The organism is Arthrobacter nitrophenolicus (genome assembly GCF_000332815.1).
Lineage (GTDB): Bacteria > Actinomycetota > Actinomycetes > Actinomycetales > Micrococcaceae > Arthrobacter > Arthrobacter nitrophenolicus.
The window spans coordinates 77,426-93,707 of record NZ_AOFD01000011.1; the positions used below are offsets into that span (position 1 = coordinate 77,426).

The 16,282-nt window shown below is 68.6% G+C and carries 14 protein-coding genes and 2 pseudogenes; 9 read left to right on the forward strand and 7 right to left on the reverse strand.

The window, feature by feature from the left end; translation table 11 throughout:
* Positions 1-45: 45 nt before the first annotated feature.
* Entirely contained in the window at positions 46-1,095 is a 1,050-nt protein-coding gene (rarD, locus tag G205_RS05960; RefSeq protein ID WP_035752187.1) for an EamA family transporter RarD, read from the forward strand.
* Between the two features lie 83 nt (positions 1,096-1,178).
* Here the strand turns inward: rarD and gabT are convergent, their stop codons facing one another.
* Together gabT and G205_RS05970 are read right to left on the reverse strand one after the other, a co-directional pair.
* Positions 1,179-2,549 carry a 4-aminobutyrate--2-oxoglutarate transaminase gene (gene gabT, locus G205_RS05965; RefSeq protein WP_009357183.1) on the reverse strand — a complete coding sequence of 457 codons (1,371 nt, stop codon included), beginning with the start codon at positions 2,547-2,549 and terminating at the stop codon, positions 1,179-1,181.
* A 76-nt stretch (positions 2,550-2,625) separates the two neighbouring features.
* A complete protein-coding gene (locus G205_RS05970; RefSeq protein WP_035752207.1) occupies positions 2,626-4,056 on the reverse strand; it encodes an aminobutyraldehyde dehydrogenase in 1,431 nt (476 codons plus the stop codon).
* 156 nt (positions 4,057-4,212) lie between these two features.
* Between G205_RS05970 and G205_RS05975 the strand changes: the two genes are divergently transcribed.
* Positions 4,213-5,649 (forward strand): PucR family transcriptional regulator, encoded by a 1,437-nt coding sequence (locus G205_RS05975; RefSeq protein ID WP_009357185.1) that lies wholly within the window; start codon positions 4,213-4,215, stop codon positions 5,647-5,649.
* A 15-nt stretch (positions 5,650-5,664) separates the two neighbouring features.
* Here the strand turns inward: G205_RS05975 and G205_RS05980 are convergent, their stop codons facing one another.
* Together G205_RS05980 and G205_RS22565 are read right to left on the reverse strand one after the other, a co-directional pair.
* Entirely contained in the window at positions 5,665-6,744 is a 1,080-nt protein-coding gene (locus G205_RS05980) for a CHAD domain-containing protein (RefSeq protein ID WP_009357186.1), read from the reverse strand.
* Positions 6,745-6,779: 35 nt separating this feature from the next.
* Positions 6,780-7,262, reverse strand: a pseudogene (locus G205_RS22565) (CYTH domain-containing protein); the annotation flags it as partial.
* A 143-nt stretch (positions 7,263-7,405) separates the two neighbouring features.
* On the opposite strand from G205_RS22565, the gene G205_RS05985 reads away from it, so the two are divergent.
* From G205_RS05985 to G205_RS05995, 3 genes are all read left to right on the forward strand, one after another.
* Positions 7,406-8,734, forward strand: a complete 1,329-nt coding sequence (locus G205_RS05985; protein WP_083875015.1) for an MFS transporter — start codon at positions 7,406-7,408, stop codon at positions 8,732-8,734.
* Between the two features lie 6 nt (positions 8,735-8,740).
* The gene (locus G205_RS05990) at positions 8,741-9,421 is read left to right on the forward strand and encodes a FadR/GntR family transcriptional regulator (RefSeq protein ID WP_009357188.1); all 681 of its coding nucleotides are present in this window, start codon (positions 8,741-8,743) and stop codon (positions 9,419-9,421) included.
* An 84-nt stretch (positions 9,422-9,505) separates the two neighbouring features.
* Positions 9,506-10,759 (forward strand): AI-2E family transporter, encoded by a 1,254-nt coding sequence (locus G205_RS05995; RefSeq protein WP_009357189.1) that lies wholly within the window; start codon positions 9,506-9,508, stop codon positions 10,757-10,759.
* Between the two features lie 97 nt (positions 10,760-10,856).
* Here the strand turns inward: G205_RS05995 and G205_RS06000 are convergent, their stop codons facing one another.
* Complete coding sequence (locus tag G205_RS06000; protein ID WP_009357190.1) at positions 10,857-11,393, reverse strand: hypothetical protein; 537 nt, start codon at positions 11,391-11,393, stop codon at positions 10,857-10,859.
* A gap of 156 nt (positions 11,394-11,549) precedes the next feature.
* On the opposite strand from G205_RS06000, the gene G205_RS06005 reads away from it, so the two are divergent.
* From G205_RS06005 to G205_RS06020, 4 genes are read left to right on the forward strand one after another with little or no spacing between them, the layout of a single operon-like run.
* Positions 11,550-11,840 (forward strand): hypothetical protein, encoded by a 291-nt coding sequence (locus tag G205_RS06005; RefSeq protein ID WP_009357191.1) that lies wholly within the window; start codon positions 11,550-11,552, stop codon positions 11,838-11,840.
* 3 nt (positions 11,841-11,843) lie between these two features.
* The gene (locus G205_RS06010; RefSeq protein WP_009357192.1) at positions 11,844-12,671 is read left to right on the forward strand and encodes a DUF1206 domain-containing protein; all 828 of its coding nucleotides are present in this window, start codon (positions 11,844-11,846) and stop codon (positions 12,669-12,671) included.
* A gap of 28 nt (positions 12,672-12,699) precedes the next feature.
* Positions 12,700-13,605 carry a hypothetical protein gene (locus G205_RS20970; RefSeq protein WP_200859139.1) on the forward strand — a complete coding sequence of 302 codons (906 nt, stop codon included), beginning with the start codon at positions 12,700-12,702 and terminating at the stop codon, positions 13,603-13,605.
* The gene (locus G205_RS06020) at positions 13,487-13,927 is read left to right on the forward strand and encodes an SRPBCC family protein (RefSeq protein ID WP_035752190.1); all 441 of its coding nucleotides are present in this window, start codon (positions 13,487-13,489) and stop codon (positions 13,925-13,927) included. Before G205_RS20970 ends, G205_RS06020 begins: the two co-directional genes overlap by 119 nt.
* A 77-nt stretch (positions 13,928-14,004) precedes the next feature.
* Here G205_RS06020 and G205_RS06025 read toward each other — a convergent pair.
* Both G205_RS06025 and cobA read right to left on the reverse strand, forming a co-directional pair.
* Positions 14,005-15,470, reverse strand: a pseudogene (locus tag G205_RS06025) (FAD-dependent oxidoreductase).
* A 21-nt stretch (positions 15,471-15,491) separates the two neighbouring features.
* The coding region (gene cobA / locus G205_RS06030) for a uroporphyrinogen-III C-methyltransferase (protein ID WP_009357193.1) at positions 15,492-16,282 on the reverse strand (791 nt) is incomplete at its 5' end.

The window sequence follows — 16,282 nt, forward strand, 5'->3', positions numbered from 1 at the left end:
TTTTCCGGTCCGGGCGCTTGGAATACCTTGCCGGAGGCTGATGTTATGGGTGTCGTGCCAATCCCCGATGGAGTCCCGTCCGCAAGCCTTCCGGCCCCCGCCGCCACAGCCCCGGCCCGGCCGTCTTCGGCGGGCCCGGGAGGGCGCGACCGCCCGGGAGCACCAAAGGCAGTGGATAAGGACACGACGGCGGGAATCCTCTTCGGCATCGGCGCCTATGGTCTGTGGGGGCTGCTCCCCCTGTACTTCTTCGTGCTCCAGCCGGCCGGCGCCGTCGAAATCGTTGCCAACCGGGTGGTGTGGTCCCTGCTGTTCTGTGCCCTGCTGATCACGGTGACGCGGGCGTGGCCGGCCCTGGTGGCGGCCTTCCGGAACCGTACGGTGTTCGGCAGCCTCGCCGTCGCGGCCCTCCTGATCGCCGTGAACTGGCTGACCTACACCTACGGGGTGACCACCAACCAGGCCGTGGAAACCTCGCTGGGGTACTTCATCAACCCGCTCGTCTCGGTCCTCCTCGGCGTGCTGGTCCTCAAAGAGAGGCTGCGCCCGCTGCAATGGGCCGCCGTCGGCATCGGTTTCGTGGCGGTGGGCGTGCTCACCTACTCCTACGGCAAGCTGCCGTGGATTGCGCTGACGCTGGCCTCCAGCTTCGGCCTCTACGGCTTCGTGAAGAACCGTGTGGGCTCCAGGGTGGACGCTGTCACCAGCCTCAGCGTGGAAACCATGGTGCTGGCTCCTTTCGCGGCGGCCACGATGGTTTACCTCGGCGTGGCCGGGGCCGCCACCCTCACAACCGAGGGCCCCGGCCATTTCTGGCTGCTGCTGGCCTCCGGCGTGATCACCGCCGTTCCGCTGCTCTTCTTCGGCGCTTCCGCCCGCCGGCTGCCGATGACCACCATCGGCCTGCTGCAGTATTTCGCCCCCGTGCTGCAGTTCTTGGTGGCACTGCTCGTGTTCCGCGAGGCCATGACCGTGGAACGCTGGATCGGTTTCGGTGTGGTGTGGCTGGCCCTCCTGGTGCTGACGGTGGACATGCTGCGCAACGCCCGCAGGAATTCCGCGGCCCGCAAGGCAGCCCTCCGCACCGCCGCGTAGGCCCACCGTTAAACCGAGGAAGGCGGGCCCGGTTCGCAAGAACTGGGCCCGCCTTCCCGGCGTTGCCGGAGGAGTCGTTCCGGTTAAGCGTTCGCCTTGATGGCGGCGGCCAGGACGTCCAGGCCGTCGTTCAGGAGCTCGTCGGTGATGACCAGCGGCGGGAGCAGCCGGATGACGTTGCCGTAGGTGCCGCAGGTGAGGATGATGACGCCTTCCTTCAGGCAGGCGGCGGCAACAGCCTTGGTCAGCTCCGGGTTCGGTTCCTTCGAGCCGGCCTGGACCAGTTCGATGGCCAGCATGGCGCCGCGGCCGCGGACGTCGCCGATCACGGCTGTTCCGGCGTCGGCGAGTTCAGCCTGCAGCTCGCGGAGGCGGCCGGTGGCGAGGGCTTCGATGTGGCGGGCGCGGCCGGCCAGGTCGTATTCCTCCATGGAACCGATGGATGCCAGCGCTGCGGCACAGGCCACCGGATTGCCGCCATAGGTGCCGCCCAGGCCGCCGGGGTGGACGGCGTCGAGCAGGTCGGCGCGGCCGGTGATGGCTGACAGCGGCATGCCGCCGGCGATGCCCTTGGCCATGGTCATGATATCCGGGACGATGCCCTCGTGGTTGACGGCGAACCATTCGCCGGTGCGGCAGAATCCGGACTGGACCTCGTCAGCGATGAAGACGATGCCCTTTTCCTTGGCCCAGGCGGCCAGCGCCGGCAGGAAGCCTTCGGCCGGGACGATGAAGCCGCCTTCACCCTGGATGGGCTCGATAATGATCGCGGCAACCTGGTCCCCGCCGATCTGCTTCTCGATCATGGTGATGGCGCGCTTGGCTGCCTCGGCCCCCGTGATGGCGGGGTTTTCCTCGCGGTACGGGTAGCTCATGGGCATGCGGTAGACCTCGGGCGCGAACGGGCCGAAGTTGGTCTTGTACGGCATGGCCTTGGCGGTCAGCGCCATGGTGAGGTTGGTGCGGCCGTGGTAGGCGTGGTCGAAGGCCACGACGGCGTCGCGCCCGGTGGCGAGGCGTGCCACCTTGATGGCGTTCTCCACGGCTTCGGCACCGGAGTTGAAGAGCACGGTGCGCTTTTCGTGGTCGCCCGGGGTAAGCCGGTTCAGCTGCTCGGCGACGGCCACGTAGCCCTCGTAGGGGGTCACCATGAAGCAGGTGTGGGTGAAGTGCTCCACGGCTTCCTTGACGGCACCGACGACGGCGGGATCGGACGCGCCCACGCTGGTGACCGCGATGCCCGAGCCTAGGTCGATGAAGGAATTGCCGTCCACGTCGTGGATGATGCCGCCGTCCGCGTCCGCCACGTAGACGGGGACGCTGGAGGCGACGCCCGCTGCGACGACGGACTTGCGGCGTTCGGTCAGGGCTGCGGACTTGGGTCCGGGGAAGTCGGCCTGGACGCGGCGCTTCTGCTCCAGCCGGTAGGTGATTTCTGATGCTGTTGCGGTCATTGGAGTTCTTTCTTTACTGGTGGTTGAGCTTGTCGAAACCCCGGGGCTGCGACAAGCTCAACCAACGGGAATGTGGCTAGGCGTCGAGAGCACTCATGACGTGCTTGATGCGGGTGTAGTCCTCCACGCCGTACATGGAGAGGTCCTTGCCGTAGCCGGACTGCTTGAAGCCGCCGTGGGGCATTTCGGCGGTGAGGAGGATGTGCGTGTTGATCCAGACGGCGCCGAAGTCCAGGTCGCGGCTGAGGCGCATGGCGGTGCCGTGGTTGCTGGTCCAGACGCTGGAAGCCAGGGCGTATTCCACGTCGTTGGCCAGTTCAACGGCTTCTTCCTCGGTGCTGAACTTCTGCACGGTGATGACGGGGCCGAAGGTCTCCTTCTGGACCACGTCGTCGGTCTGCTTCGCGCCGGTGATGATGGTGGGCTCGAAGAAGTAGCCCTTCTCCCCCGCCCGGTGGCCGCCGGTTTCGATCCGGCAGTTGGCCGGAAGGTTTTCCACCACGGACGTCACGGCGTTGAAGTGGTTGACGTTGTTCAGCGGGCCGAAGTAGTTGTCCTCGTCGTTCTGCGAACCGGTGTGCAGGGTCCGGGTGTGCTCCACCATGGCGGCCACGACGTCGTCGTGCACCGAGTCCTCCACCAGCACGCGGGTGATGGCGGTGCAGTCCTGGCCGGCATTGAAGAAGGCGAACTCGGCGATGGCCGCGGCGCTCTTCTTGATGTCGGCGTCCTTGAAGACGATGGCGGGAGCCTTGCCGCCCAGTTCCAGGTGGGCACGCTTGAGGCCCTTTGCGGCACCGGATGCCACAGCGATGCCGGCCCGGACGGAACCGGTGATGGAGACCAGGCCGGGGACCTTGTGCTCCACCATCATGGCGCCGGTTTCACCCGTGCCCAGGATGACGTTCAGGACGCCGGCGGGGAAGATGTCCTTAGCGAGGCGGGCCAGGACAAGGGTGGACTCCGGGGTGGTGTCCGACGGCTTGAGGACAACGGTGTTGCCGGCGGCGAGCGCGGGCCCGATCTTCCAGATGGCCATCAGGAACGGGTAGTTCCACGGTGCCACCTGCGCCACCACGCCGATTGGCTCGCGGCGGACGTAGGAGGTGTGGCCCTCGAAGTACTCGCCGGCCGACTTGCCCTCAAGGATGCGGGCAGCCCCGGCGAAGAAGCGAAGCTGGTCGGCGCCGGCCGCCACTTCCTCGGAGGCGATCAGGGAGCGCACCTGGCCGGTGTTGCGGTGCTGGGCTTCGACCAGTTCATCGCTGTTGGCCTCCACGGCGTCGGCGAGCTTGAGCAGCATGAGCTGGCGCTGGCCCGGGGTGACGTGCTTCCAGGTCTTGAAGGCGTTCTGTGCCGCGGCCATGGCGGCATCCACGTCGGCCTGCACCGAGATGGGTGATTGCGCCACCACTTCCCCGTTGGTGGGGTTGATGATGTCCAGCCGGCCGGTGCCGGCAGGCGTGACGAACTCCCCGTTGATGAAGTTCTGCAAGGTTTGGACCACGGTGTGCAACCTCTTCTCTGAGCGGCCATCAGCGGCAGGCGGATGGATGGAACTGGTTTGAGCCTATGCCAGCGCCCCATTGCAGTGAATAGCCACCTGCACACCCTTCCGCGCGGTGTTTAGTGCGGTTGTCCAGCGCCCGTTTATCCTTGATCCATGGCCATTTCCCTCGCTGCCCTGCTGGGCGTGAACTCCCTCAAGCTGTCCAAGGTGGGGGTCGCCGAGACCACCTGGCATCAGGACATCAACTGGGTGGCCGTCACGGAGCTGGAGGATCCGCAGCGGTTCCTCAACGGCGGCGAGCTGATCCTGACCACGGGCCTGCGGCTGAAGTCCGCGCCTGAGCAGCGGCGTTTTGTCCGCCAGGTGCAGCGGGCGGGCGCAGTGGGGATCGGGTTCGGCGTCGGGCTGTCGCATGAGGCGGTGCCGCCTGCGTTGCTGGCCGAGGCCAACCGGTGGGCCCTGCCCGTGGTGGAAGTCCCCTACGAGACGCCCTTCATCGCCATCACCAAACTGGTGGCCGATGCCCAGTCCGCGGACCACTACGCCAAGCTGGAGCGCCTCATCGCGGGCCACCAGGTCCTGGCCCGCGCCCTGCTGACCGGCGGCGGGCTGGCCGAACTCCTCAAGCAGCTCGGCAGCATGCTACGCACCGACATCGCGCTGACCCAGTTCACGGCGCAGCTGTACAACAGCAGCAGCGCAGCCCCGTCCGCGGATTCCTGGTCCACCTATCCGATCCCCACCGGCCGGCGGGATGCATGCACCCTCTGGGTCCGGCAGCCGTTCGAGGACTCCGGCATCATCGGCTATGCCCAGAACCTGATCAGCGTGGAGCTGAACAACATGGTCAAGCAGCGCCAGGCCCAGCGCGCCCTCTGCGGCCAGGTGCTTGAGGACGTCATCCACGGCGCCCTGGAGACAAGCGAAGCCCAGCGCCGCCTTGCCGGCGTGGGCATCAACAGCACCCGGAAGAACGTGGTGCTGCTGGCTGTCTCCGCCGCGCACAACAAAGCCCTGGGCAGCACCGCAGTGCCGCGCGAGCTCGAAAACTCGGTTGCCGCCGTCGTGGGCAAGGATTTGGTGCTGGTAGTGAATGACGACGGCGGGGCGGCGCCCGCTTTGGCGCGGAAGCTCAGCGACCACCTGGCGGAGGCGGGCATCCACGCCACCATCGGCATCGGCGGGGCTTACACGAAACCCAACGGACTGCGCTGGAGCTATTTCGAGGCGCGGGACGCGGCAAGCCACGGCCTGCCGGTCAATGAGCCGGAACGGCTGAGCCTGACGTCGCTGCTCCTGGCCAGCGAGGATGTGCCGCTGGCGGACATGGCGCATGAGTCCCTGAACCCGCTCCGGGCGTTCGACGCCGCCCACGGCGCGGAGCTGATGACCACGCTGGAAAGCTACCTGAACAACAACGGTTCGGTGGCCGCCGTGGCCGAGCAGTTGACGCTGCACCGCAACACGGTCCGGTACCGGCTGGCGCAGATCACCGAGCTGACCGGATACGACCCCGCGGTGACCCCGGACCGGGTGCAGCTGTGGCTGGCGCTGGCGGTGGCCCGGCTGTCCGCGCGGCAGGGCAAGTAGCCCCCGCCCCGACCCTCAGATGACCCCGCGGCGGAGCAGGTCCCGGGACTTCTTGCGGGCCTTCCGGTACTTGGCCTGGGCGGCGGACATGAGTTCCTCCTGCCGCTGCAGCAGGGCTGCGTACGCCTCGCTGACGGCTGCCCGGTCCCGGTCCGAGGCCATGCCCGCCAGCAGGTCGCGGGCCATCACGGCGTCGTGGTAATCGCCCAGGATCTTCTGTTGCCGGTGGGCCGCCTTCGCCACCTTGTTGGCCCGCTTCCCTTTGATGAGGGCGGCCGACTCCGCCACGTGCCGGAGCTTCTTGGCATCCTTGCGCACCCGGTGGAGGGCGTTTTCATGGTCAATGCCGCGGCGGGCGTGGGAGGCCGCGCGGTGCGAGCGCCGGAGCCTTTTCGCCGCCTTGTCCACCGCCTTGGCCGCCACGCGGCGTCCCGGCGGCACGGTTTCCGTGCGGACGGGCGGGTTGTCGCGGAACTCCTCCAGGCTGTCCAGCAGCCGGAAGTAGCGCTCGGTGCGCATGGCTTCCTGGAGCCGCCGGTAGCCGGCGTCGTACGTGGCGCCGGCCTGGCGCTCCAACCGGTCCCGGGCGGCGTCCGGGCCCGGCCCCTGCCCCAGGTCGTCAAGGTGTCCGCGGAGCCGGGCCAGCAGTACCTCGGCGTCCCGCGGCTCGCCGAGGAGCTGGCCCAGCCATTTGAGCTCATCCCGCAACCGGCGCACCGGCACGGCCCTGTACAGCTTGCGGTAGGCGGCCAGGACGGAGCGGAGCCGGCGGGTAGCCGAGCGCATGTCATGGACTGCCTCCGGCTCTTCGAGCCTGATGGCAGCGTCCTGGTCCAGGAGTTCCTTGATCTGGGCGGCGGCATAAACGGTGACGACGGCGGCAGCCGGCGACTTCTTGCCGGCCGGCAGGGCGGGGATGGCTTCGTCGGGGGCGGCATCGGCGTCCTGGTCCCTGTCCGGTGTGCCAAGCGCCGGCGCGCCAAGCGCTTGGCCAGCTTCGAGGCGTGGCCCGCCGGGCGGGCTCCGGCCCCCACAAGCAGCTGCCCGGCGGGGGCGAAAAGGCTGGCGTCGCCGTTGACGAGTTCCAGCTCCCATTCCCGCCACTGCTGTTTGTTCCCGCCCCCGCCGCCGTCCGGGCCTGGCAGACGTTCCGCCGTGACCCGGTCGTCCGCAAGGTCGGCAAGATGGACACCGTCCCCGCCATAGAGGGCGTGGGTTGTCCGCCTGGTGCGCAGCCTGGCCACCGGGACCACCTCCGCTCCGCGCAGGTATGCCTGGACACGGGCAAGGAGGGCGTCCGGCACCACGCCGGCCTGGCCCAACGGGGCGTGCACCTCGCGGCGCTGCTGGGGTTCGGCATCCCCGGTCCCGGCCGCTTCTTCGGGCGGCAGCTTCAGGTGCCAGCCCGCATCGCCGCCGCCGGTCCGCCGGCGGAGGGTGATGCGGCGGGCGGCGAGCGCATGGTCTGCGGTATCGAAATACACGGCTTCCAGCTTGGCCGTCTGCGGCTCGCCCACGCGTGCGACACCCGGCAGGCCATCCAGCGGCGGCACCGTGGCGTCGCTGCCGACGTCGTATTTCTTCTCGACCTCGAGTCCCTGGGAAGCCTCCACAGCCGTCCTTCCACGTCCGCTGCATTGCGTAGTCCGGGTGGTTCCGCACCCGGCTTAGGCAGTCTATGGCCTGCCGGCGGAAGCCCGGGAGAGCTTGCCCACAAAACCCTAGACATCAAACGTCTAACCTTTAGGCTGGGTATATGTCCGCCACTCCACCCGCTTCCGCCCTTGCCTCCACCCCCTGCCCCACTCCCGCCCCGCAATCCCCTGCCCGGCCTGCTGCTTCCACGGGGGTCACGGCGGTTTCCGCGGCAGCCGTGGCATCGCCGGCGCCAGCGGAACAGGGCCGGCCCCGCTCCGCCGTCGTCTTCGGTGTCATCGCGCTGGTGCTGATCGGACTGAACCTGCGTGCGGGCATCACCGGGGCGTCGGCACTGCTCCACGACCTGCAGGCAGTACTCGGATATGGGGCACTGGTGGCGGCCGTCATCCCCTCCATCCCCACGCTCTGTTTTGCCCTGGCCGGCGCCGGGACGTCCTGGCTGACCGGGCGGCTGGGGGTGGAGAAGGCCATCCTCCTGGCCCTGGCCATGCTCGCCGGCGGACTCCTGTTGCGGGGCATTCCGGCCACCGGGATGCTGCTGGCCGGCAGCGTGCTCGGCATGTCCGGCCTGGCGGTCTGCAACGTGGCCATGCCGTCCTTCATACGGGAACACTTCGCTTCCCGGACCTCACTGATGACCGGCCTGTACACGGTGACCATGACCACCGGGGCAACCGTGACCTCCGTGGCGGTGGTCCCGCTGGCCCAGTCCCTCGGTTCACCGTCCGCCGCCGTCGGAGCAATCGGGTTCACCGCCGTCGCCGCTTTCCTGGGCTTCCTGCCGGTGGCGCTGCACGCCCACCGCAACAACCGGCGCGCCACCGGCGGACGGGTGGCACCGTGGCCGCTGCTGCGCACCCGCAAGGGCCTGCTCCTGACGGCAATCTTCACCCTCCAGGCCCTGCTCGCCTACGCCCTGATGAGCTGGTACCCGTACATGCTCACCACGCTGGGCCTCAGCGCCTCGGACAGCGGCCTGATGTTCGGGCTGATGCAGCTCGTCTCGGTGCCGGCGGGCATGGTCCTGATCGCCATCGGATCCCGGCCCAGGATGCTGCGCCCGGCGTTCTACCTGGTCAGCATCGTCATGGTCCTGGGCCTGGTGGCCCTCCTCGCGCTGCCAGTGCAGCTTGCCTTCGCCTCAGCCATCCTGGTCGGCTTCGGCCTGGGGATCTTCCCGCTTGTGATGGTGATGATCAGCCGCAGCGGCTCGAGCACTGCCGAGACCACCGCCCTGTCCACCCTGGCCCAGTCCACCGGCTACCTGCTGGCGACCGTGGGCCCCTTCGGCATGGGGCTGCTGCACGGCGCCACCGGCAGCTGGACCTTGCCCCTCACACTGCTCCTGGCCCTGGCGCTGGTCCAGGTTGTGGTGGCGCACCTCATCACCGGTCCGGCAATGACCGGCAAGCAAAGGATAAAGTAGGACGCCATGGCACTGAGCCCCTCCACCCGCGCGCCGCTGGCCGATGAAGTGACCGCCAAACTGCGGTCCATGGTGCACTCCGGCGAGTGGCCGCTGAACCAGCGCATCCCGTCCGAAACCGAGCTGATCGCCGGGCTGGGGGTTTCCCGCGGGACGCTGCGCGAGGCCATCAAGGCCCTGGCCCACAGCGGCATGCTGGAAGTGCGCCGCGGCGACGGCACCTACGTCCGCGCCACCAGCGAGATCTCCGGTGCCGCGCGCCGGATGTACCAGGACCACACCGAGCAGCACATCCTGGAGGTCCGGCTGGGGCTGGACACCCAGGCGGCGCGGCTCGCGGCCCGGAACGCCACCGCCGACGACGTCACGGCCCTGCGCGGGCTGCTCACCACCCGGGACCAGGCCTGGCACGCCGGGGACTATGACACCTGGGCGCGGGCCGACTGGGGCTTCCATGAACGGGTGGCGCAGGCCTCCGGCAATCCCCTGCTGCATGAGCTCTACATCAGTTTCGGGCCCGCGCTCCACCAGGACCTCCTGACCCAGCAGGGCCGGCCCGGGTTCGAGGGGCTGCCGCTGGAGGGCCATGAAGTCCTGCTGCAGGCCATCGAGCGGCACGACGAAGAGGCCGCCGTCGCCACCGTCAACAGAAACCTGAACTCCTGCGCAGAGTGGCTCGGCGCCTAGTCGGTCAGTAGGCTTACTATCTGACGTAGGTTGTAAGCCTGCCCTGCACCCGCGGGCCGGCGCCGCCGATGATGAGGAGTTCCCATGGCGCGATCAACACGCCTGACCGAACACGAGCTGGGCAACGAGCCCCCGCAGCAGAAACCGGGCACAGAGGCAGTGCCCGCAGCCGAAGGTGCACCACGGCAGGGCCAGGCCCTTGGAAAAGCCGCCCTGCAGCGCGGTGCGAAACAGCGCGAGACCAAGCCGGCGGGCGCCCTCTGGGCTGACGGCCTGGGACGGGTGGGCATCCGCTCCGCCCAGATCCTGCTGATCCTGACCGTGGCAGTGGTGTCCGTCTACGCACTCATGCAGATCAAGCTCCTGGTGATTCCGGTGCTGATCGCACTGATCCTGGCCGCGGCCATCGGCCCGTTCGTCAACATGCTCCGGCGCCGTGGAATGCGGGGCGGGCTGGCCACCGGCATCGCGTTCATCGGGCTCCTCCTGGTGCTGGGCGGGGTCTTCACCGTGATCTACTTCTCAATCCGGAACCAGTGGGGTGAACTGGCCGCCCAGGCTTCCTCCGGGCTGGACGAACTGGAGAACTTCCTCCGCACCGGCCCCATTCCCATCGACCAGGAGCAGCTGGAGCAGGCGCGGCAGGGGCTCATCGAGTTTGCCACCAGCAGCCAGGTCCGCTCCGGAGCGATCACCGGGCTTTCCGTGGTCACGGAATTCATCGCCGGCACCCTCCTGATGGTGGTTATCCTGTTCTTCTTCCTCAAGGACGGCGCCAAGATCTGGAACTTCCTGCTCCGCCCCTTCACCGGCCAGCGCGAAGCCAAGCTGCGCCGGGTGGGCAGCCGCACCCTCGAGGTCCTGGGCGGCTACGTCCGGGGCACCGCCATCGTGGCCCTCGTGGACGCAGTGGCCATCGGCGCCGCACTGCTGATCCTGCAGGTTCCGCTGGCTTTCCCGCTGGCCATCATCGTGTTCATCACCGCGTTCATTCCCCTGGTGGGCGCAACGGTGGCCGGGATCCTGGCCGCACTGGTGGCCCTCGTGGCGAACGGGCCCGTGGTGGCGCTGATCGTGGTGGCAGTGGTGGTCGCGGTCAACCAGCTGGAGGGCGACCTGCTGCAGCCCATCGTCATGGGCAACGCGCTGCAGCTGCACGCGCTGGTCATCCTGATGGCGCTGACCGCCGGAACCATCCTCGCCGGCATCGTCGGTGCGGTGCTGTCCGTCCCGCTGGCCGCCGTCATCTGGGCCATCATCCAGGTGTGGACGGCCGAGGACCCGAACCTGCAGGACATGAATCCCGACCTGCCGGCGGCGGGCACCAAACCGATCTAGCAACCCTCGCAGGCAGACGCACGACGGCGGTCCGGCACCCAGGTGCCGGACCGCGTCGTACGTGCCGCCTTGCCGCCGCCCGGGCGGCCAAAGCGTGCTAAGAGCGAAGACCCGCGAACACGTTCTTGGGACGCTGCATCTCGCCGTGCTTGGCGCCGAGGACCACCACCAGGCCGGCGAAAGCGGGGATGACCCACTGGAGCGCCTTGAGCTGCTGCTGGGCCGCCTTCAGTTCATCCGAAGCACCCGGGCGGGGCTCCGTTGCACCCTCTGACCCCTCGTCGGCGAGCTTCTCAACTTTCTTGCCCAGCATGCCCGAGTACAGGGTCACGGCCGCGCCCACGAGGGTCACGGCAGTCTTGATGACGGTGTCCCGTGCAACGCCCTCCTGCTTGGCGATCCGGCCCTTGTTCTCCCAGGCGATGGCAAGGTCAGCCACCAGGTGCGAGGCGAACGCCGCCGTCTGGATGGGCGCCCACTTCATCCAGCCGGCGCTGGAGAGCCGGGTGCGCTCCGAGGGGTCCCTGGCTTCCGCCGCTGCTCCGTTCAGGCCGATGGCACCCATCAGGGAACCGCCGAACCACGCCGCTGCCGTCAGATCGTGTACCGAACGGGCAATGAGATTTCCTGCCATGATGTGCATTCCTAACGTAGAACTGGCTTCGGGATGCCGCTGCTGCGGACTTCGATTTCCGTGTCCCCTCAAGGTCATGGTCCGCCTATGGTAAGCACACTTACTAATGTTACGAAAGCCCGTCTTTCGGCCGGAGGAACGCGTAATATCGTGGCCATGGGAATCACAGGAACATTGTTCGGCTGGGCCTTCGGGGACCCGGCGCGGGAAGACGACGGCACCTACGTGGACGGGCTCCAGCGCGAGGCGCTGCGCAACGCCCGCGAGACGGCGGAAGCCAAGGGCGTCAGCGCCGTGGCAGGTTCGGAAGTGTTCACTGTGTTGAGCGGCGACGATTCACTGGTGGAGCTGGACAACGCCCCCGGCCGGCTGGTGGTCCGCTGCACCATCCACGTGGAGGGACCGGGTGCGGAGAAGCTGCGTGCCGAAGGGCCCATGAACGGCTGACCCATGTCGGACGGGGAATCCACGCTGAGCCAGGCGGCGGACGCCGTCGAGGAGGCTTCCAACCACAAAGCCCTGGATGTCCTGGCGCGCGCCGGGTTCGCTGTCATGGCGGTGCTCCATGTCATTGTCGGGGCCATCGCCGTCGCCGTGGCCTTCGGGCAGCCGGGCGAGCCGGACGCCACCGGCGCCATCGAGCAGCTCGCCGCGAACCCCTGGGGCCCGGCGGTGATGTGGGCCTGCGTTGCCGCCTGCGCTGGCCTGTCCCTGTGGCAGGCCAGCGAGGCCACGCTGCGGATGCGGGGCAAGCCGCGCAAGGAACGGCTTGCCAAATTGATCTCCTCCGGCTTCCTGGCCATCGCCTACGGCAGCGTGGGGCTGAGCTTTGCCGGCTTCGCCGTGGGCATGCGCGGTGATTCCGGGGACAGCGCCAGGGATTTCAGCGCCTCCCTGATGGCAAATCCGCTGGGCCTTTGGGTACTGGTTGCCCTGGGCCTGACAATCATCGGGATCGGCATCTACTTCGTGTTCAAGGGCGCGCGGCGCGGGTTCAAGGGGGAGCTCTTCCACTTTGACGGGACGCGCCGCGGCCGGCTGATCGACAGCCTTGGCGTGGTGGGGCACATCGCCAAAGGCATCGCCCTGAACCTCACCGGGCTCCTGTTCGTCATTGCCGCCGCCAAGCACCGTCCCGAGGAATCCACCGGGTTGGACGGCGGCCTGAAGGCCCTCCGCGACCACCCCTTCGGACCTTCCCTCCTGGTTGCCATCGGGGCCGGCTTCATCGCCTACGGCATCTTCGCGCTGATCCGCTCCCGCTTTGGGCGCATGTAGTTTCCCCGGTTTTGGGTAGGAAGGAAGCATGACGCACCTGACAACGGACCAGACGGCCGACGACGGCGCCCGCGGACCGGGCGGCGCCGTCACCGACGTGGCCGGCCACTCCTTCGCCGGCCTGTTCCGGCTGCTCAAGGTGGTCCGCCCCGACCGCCCGATCCACCCGAAGGGGCTGGGCCTCACCGGGGAACTGGCCCGGACCGGGAATCCCATCGAACCCAGCGGCCTGGACTGGCTGGATTCGCCGGGTACGGACACCGTGGAGGCGAGGTTCTCCCGGTCAGTCGGCCTTCCCCAGGCACTGCCGGACATCCTGGGGCTGGCGGTCCGGGCCCGCCCTTCCGCTGGTGGAGGGCCTGGCGGGTTGCCGGGCAGCGGCAGTGCTGATCTCCTGTTCGCCTCCACCGGCTGGCGCCTACCGGGCCGGTTCCTCCTGCAGCCCCGGCTGGATGTGGACGGCGCCACCATGACCACGCTTATGCCGTACCGGGGACGGAAAGGGCCGGTGCTTCTCGGCCTGCGGACCATCAGCCTTCCGCCGGGGTCGCTGTCCTCGGGCGAATGGGTGCTTGGGCTGTTCTGGGCTCGGCCCCTGGGCCGCTGGCGCCAGTGCGGCGAGCTCCGGCTCCATGCGGGGACCCGGCCCGGAGACACCGGACTGCGCTTCAACCCGCTGGAAAACGTGCCGCCCGGGGCGCAGACCTACGCCTGGACCAGGCGGCTGCGGGAGCATTCCTACCGCGCCGCGCAGCGGAAGGCGCCGGCCGCCGTCGGACGCCCCCGAACCCGGCTCCGCTACAGGAAGGAAGACCATGTCCACCGTGTCCCAGCTGTTCAACTCCCCCGCAGCCGACGTGTGGCGCGTCCTCTCCGACGGCTGGCTGTATTCCGGCTGGGTGGTGGGAGCGTCCAGGATCCGGGCCGTGGATGACGCGTGGCCCCGGACCGGCGCGCGGCTCCACCACTCCGTGGGCGCCTGGCCGTTCGTGATCAACGACAGCAGCAAGGTGGTGAACTCCGAGCCCAACCGGCTGCTGGAACTGGTGGCGCGCGGCTGGCCGATGGGTGAAGCCAAGGTGGTGATCACCCTCGAGGACCGGGGCGGCCAGTGCCAGGTGACCCTCGTCGAGGACGCCATCAAGGGACCCGGCAAGCTGATGCCCAAGTTCCTGCGGGATGCCATGATCGGCGTCCGGAACCGCGAAACCCTCCGCCGCCTTGAGCTGATGGCGGCCGGCGGCGCCGGGCGGTAAGGGCTTAAACAAACGGGGTCATCCCGCGCCGGAACCCTTCCGGGCCGGGCGCGGGATGACCCCGCTTCAGTGGTGTGTCAGACCTGGGCGGCAACGCCGTCGCGGGAGATGTCCACCATGTCCTCGCGCGGCACCACCTTGATGCGCTCACGCTTGACCTCGACGCCGTGCGAGCCGCCGGCCTCGGTGGCAGCGGCGCCCAGGGCGAGCTCGTGGGCGTCGAGCGCCAGCCAGCCTTCCCAGCTGGTGAACTTCACGCCGCGGGCGTCCAGGAGGTCCACGACGGCGTCCTCGGCGGGAACGCTGGCAACCGGAAGGTTCTCGCGGTCCTCGAGCAGGTAGGTCACGGTCTCCAGGGCATCGCCCTTGGTGTGGCCGATCAGGCCCACCGGGCCGCGCTTGATCCAGCCGGTGGCGTAGACGCCGGGCACGTGGCTGCCGGAGGCGTCCAGGACGCGGCCGCCGTCGTTCGGGATGACGCCCTTCTTGTGGTCGAACTCGATCTCCGGCAGGGCGGAACCGAAGTAGCCGATGGCGCGGTACACGGCCTGGACCGGGTAGTCGACGAACTCGCCGGTGCCGCGGGCGTTGCCCGTGCCGTCCAGTTCGGTGCGCTCGAACTTGATGCCGGCAACCTTGCCCGGCGTCTCGGGGTCGTCGTAGATCTCCACCGGGCTGTGCAGGAAGTGCAGGTGCAGGCGGCGGGAAGCCTTGAGCTCGGAGAGGTCCTCGGGCTGCTCGGCGATCCAGTTGGTGAGCGTGCCCACCATGGTCTTGGTCTGGTTGTTGGTCTGGATCTGGCGGTCCGATTCCTCGTCGAACTCGAAGTCCTCCGGGTACAGGATGATGTCCACGTCCTTGGAGTGGGACAGCTCGCGCAGCTCCAGCGGGGTGAACTTGACCTGGGCCGGGCCGCGGCGGCCGAAGACGTGCACGTCGGTGACGGGCGAGGACTTCAGGCCGGCGTAGACGTTGTCCGGGATCTCGGTGCTGAGCAGGTCGTCAGCGTGCTTGGACAGGACGCGTGCAACGTCCAGGGCAACGTTGCCGTTGCCGATGACGGCGATCTCCTTGGCGTCCAGCGGCCATTCGCGCGGGACGTCCGGGTGGCCGTCGTACCAGGAGACGAAGTCGGCGCCGCCGTAGGAGCCGTCCAGCTCGATGCCGGGGATGTTCAGGTCCGCGTCCTTGATGGCGCCGGTGGCGAAGATGACGGCGTCGTAGTGGGTGCGCAGGTCCTCGATGGTGAGGTCCGTGCCGTAGTCCACGTTGCCGAAGAAGCGGATGTCGCCGCGGTCCAGGACCTTGTGCAGGGCGTTGACGATGCCTTGATGCGGGGGTGGTCCGGGGCAACGCCGTAGCGGATCAGGCCGTAGGGTGCCGGGTAGCGGTCAAAGAGGTCGATGCTCACGGTCAGCTCGCCGCTCTTGACGGCTTCGCTCTTGGTGAGGATGTCCGCGGCGTAGACGCCGGCGGGGCCGGAGCCCACGACGGCAACGCGCAGCGGACGTTCGGCAGAACCTACGGAGGTGCTTGATGACACGGCTGTGTTCCTTTTGTTCGGCTAGGAGGTGAGGACTCGGGGCTTGTTCGGGGTGGTGGTGCTGTAGTCAGCGGTTTTGAAGTGCGACGGCGCGAACGGGCTCACGCGCACCACGTCACCGATGACAATCACTGCGGGATTCGCGACGCCGGCGGCCTCGGCCTGGTCAGCGATGGAACCAAGCGTGCCAATCGTCACGCGCTGGTCCGGCAGGTATCCGTTCTCCACAATACCAACCGGGGTGCCGGCGGGCAGGCCGGCTTCGCCCAGCGCGGACGCCGATTCGCGGAGCTGGCCGACGCCCATGAGCAGGACGATGGTGTGGTCTGCGCGGGCCGGAACCTCTGACAGTTCCTCGTGGCCGGTGACCACGCTGAAGCCCTTTGCCAGGCCGCGGTGGGTGACCGGGATTCCTGCGGCAGCCGGGACGGAGATAGCGGACGTGACACCGGAGACCACTTCAACCTCGACGCCGTGCTGCCGGCAGTACTCGGCTTCCTCGCCGCCGCGGCCCAGGACGTACGGGTCACCGCCCTTGAGCCGGACCACGCGGTGGCCCTGCAGGGCCTCGTCCACGAGGATCCGGTTGATCTCGGCCTGCGGCACAGGGTGGTGGCCGGGCGTCTTGCCGACCTCGATGACGCGGACGTCGGGGGCCAGTTCGTTGAGGAGTTCGCGGGGGCCGAGGCGGTCGGCAACCACTACATCGGCCTGGCCCAGGAGCCTGCGGCCGCGGACGGTGATGAGGCCGGTGTCGCCGGGGCCTCCGCCCACGAGGGCTACCGAGCCGGTGGCGGCGGGACGGCGGCGGC

What these genes read in the sequence shown, in the direction of transcription:
- G205_RS06005 (WP_009357191.1), top strand. Translation starts at nt 11,550, where the DNA reads ATGGGAATCACAGGAACATTGTTCGGCTGGGCCTTCGGGGACCCGGCG.
- G205_RS06020 (WP_035752190.1), top strand. Translation starts at nt 13,487, where the DNA reads ATGTCCACCGTGTCCCAGCTGTTCAACTCCCCCGCAGCCGACGTGTGG.
- G205_RS05990 (WP_009357188.1), top strand. Translation starts at nt 8,741, where the DNA reads ATGGCACTGAGCCCCTCCACCCGCGCGCCGCTGGCCGATGAAGTGACC.
- gabT (WP_009357183.1), bottom strand. Translation starts at nt 2,549, where the DNA reads ATGACCGCAACAGCATCAGAAATCACCTACCGGCTGGAGCAGAAGCGC.
- rarD (WP_035752187.1), top strand. Translation starts at nt 46, where the DNA reads ATGGGTGTCGTGCCAATCCCCGATGGAGTCCCGTCCGCAAGCCTTCCG.
- G205_RS05995 (WP_009357189.1), top strand. Translation starts at nt 9,506, where the DNA reads ATGGCGCGATCAACACGCCTGACCGAACACGAGCTGGGCAACGAGCCC.
- G205_RS20970 (WP_200859139.1), top strand. Translation starts at nt 12,700, where the DNA reads ATGACGCACCTGACAACGGACCAGACGGCCGACGACGGCGCCCGCGGA.
- G205_RS05980 (WP_009357186.1), bottom strand. Translation starts at nt 6,744, where the DNA reads ATGGGAGCTGGAACTCGTCAACGGCGACGCCAGCCTTTTCGCCCCCGC.
- G205_RS06000 (WP_009357190.1), bottom strand. Translation starts at nt 11,393, where the DNA reads ATGGCAGGAAATCTCATTGCCCGTTCGGTACACGATCTGACGGCAGCG.
- G205_RS05975 (WP_009357185.1), top strand. Translation starts at nt 4,213, where the DNA reads ATGGCCATTTCCCTCGCTGCCCTGCTGGGCGTGAACTCCCTCAAGCTG.
- G205_RS06010 (WP_009357192.1), top strand. Translation starts at nt 11,844, where the DNA reads ATGTCGGACGGGGAATCCACGCTGAGCCAGGCGGCGGACGCCGTCGAG.
- G205_RS05985 (WP_083875015.1), top strand. Translation starts at nt 7,406, where the DNA reads ATGTCCGCCACTCCACCCGCTTCCGCCCTTGCCTCCACCCCCTGCCCC.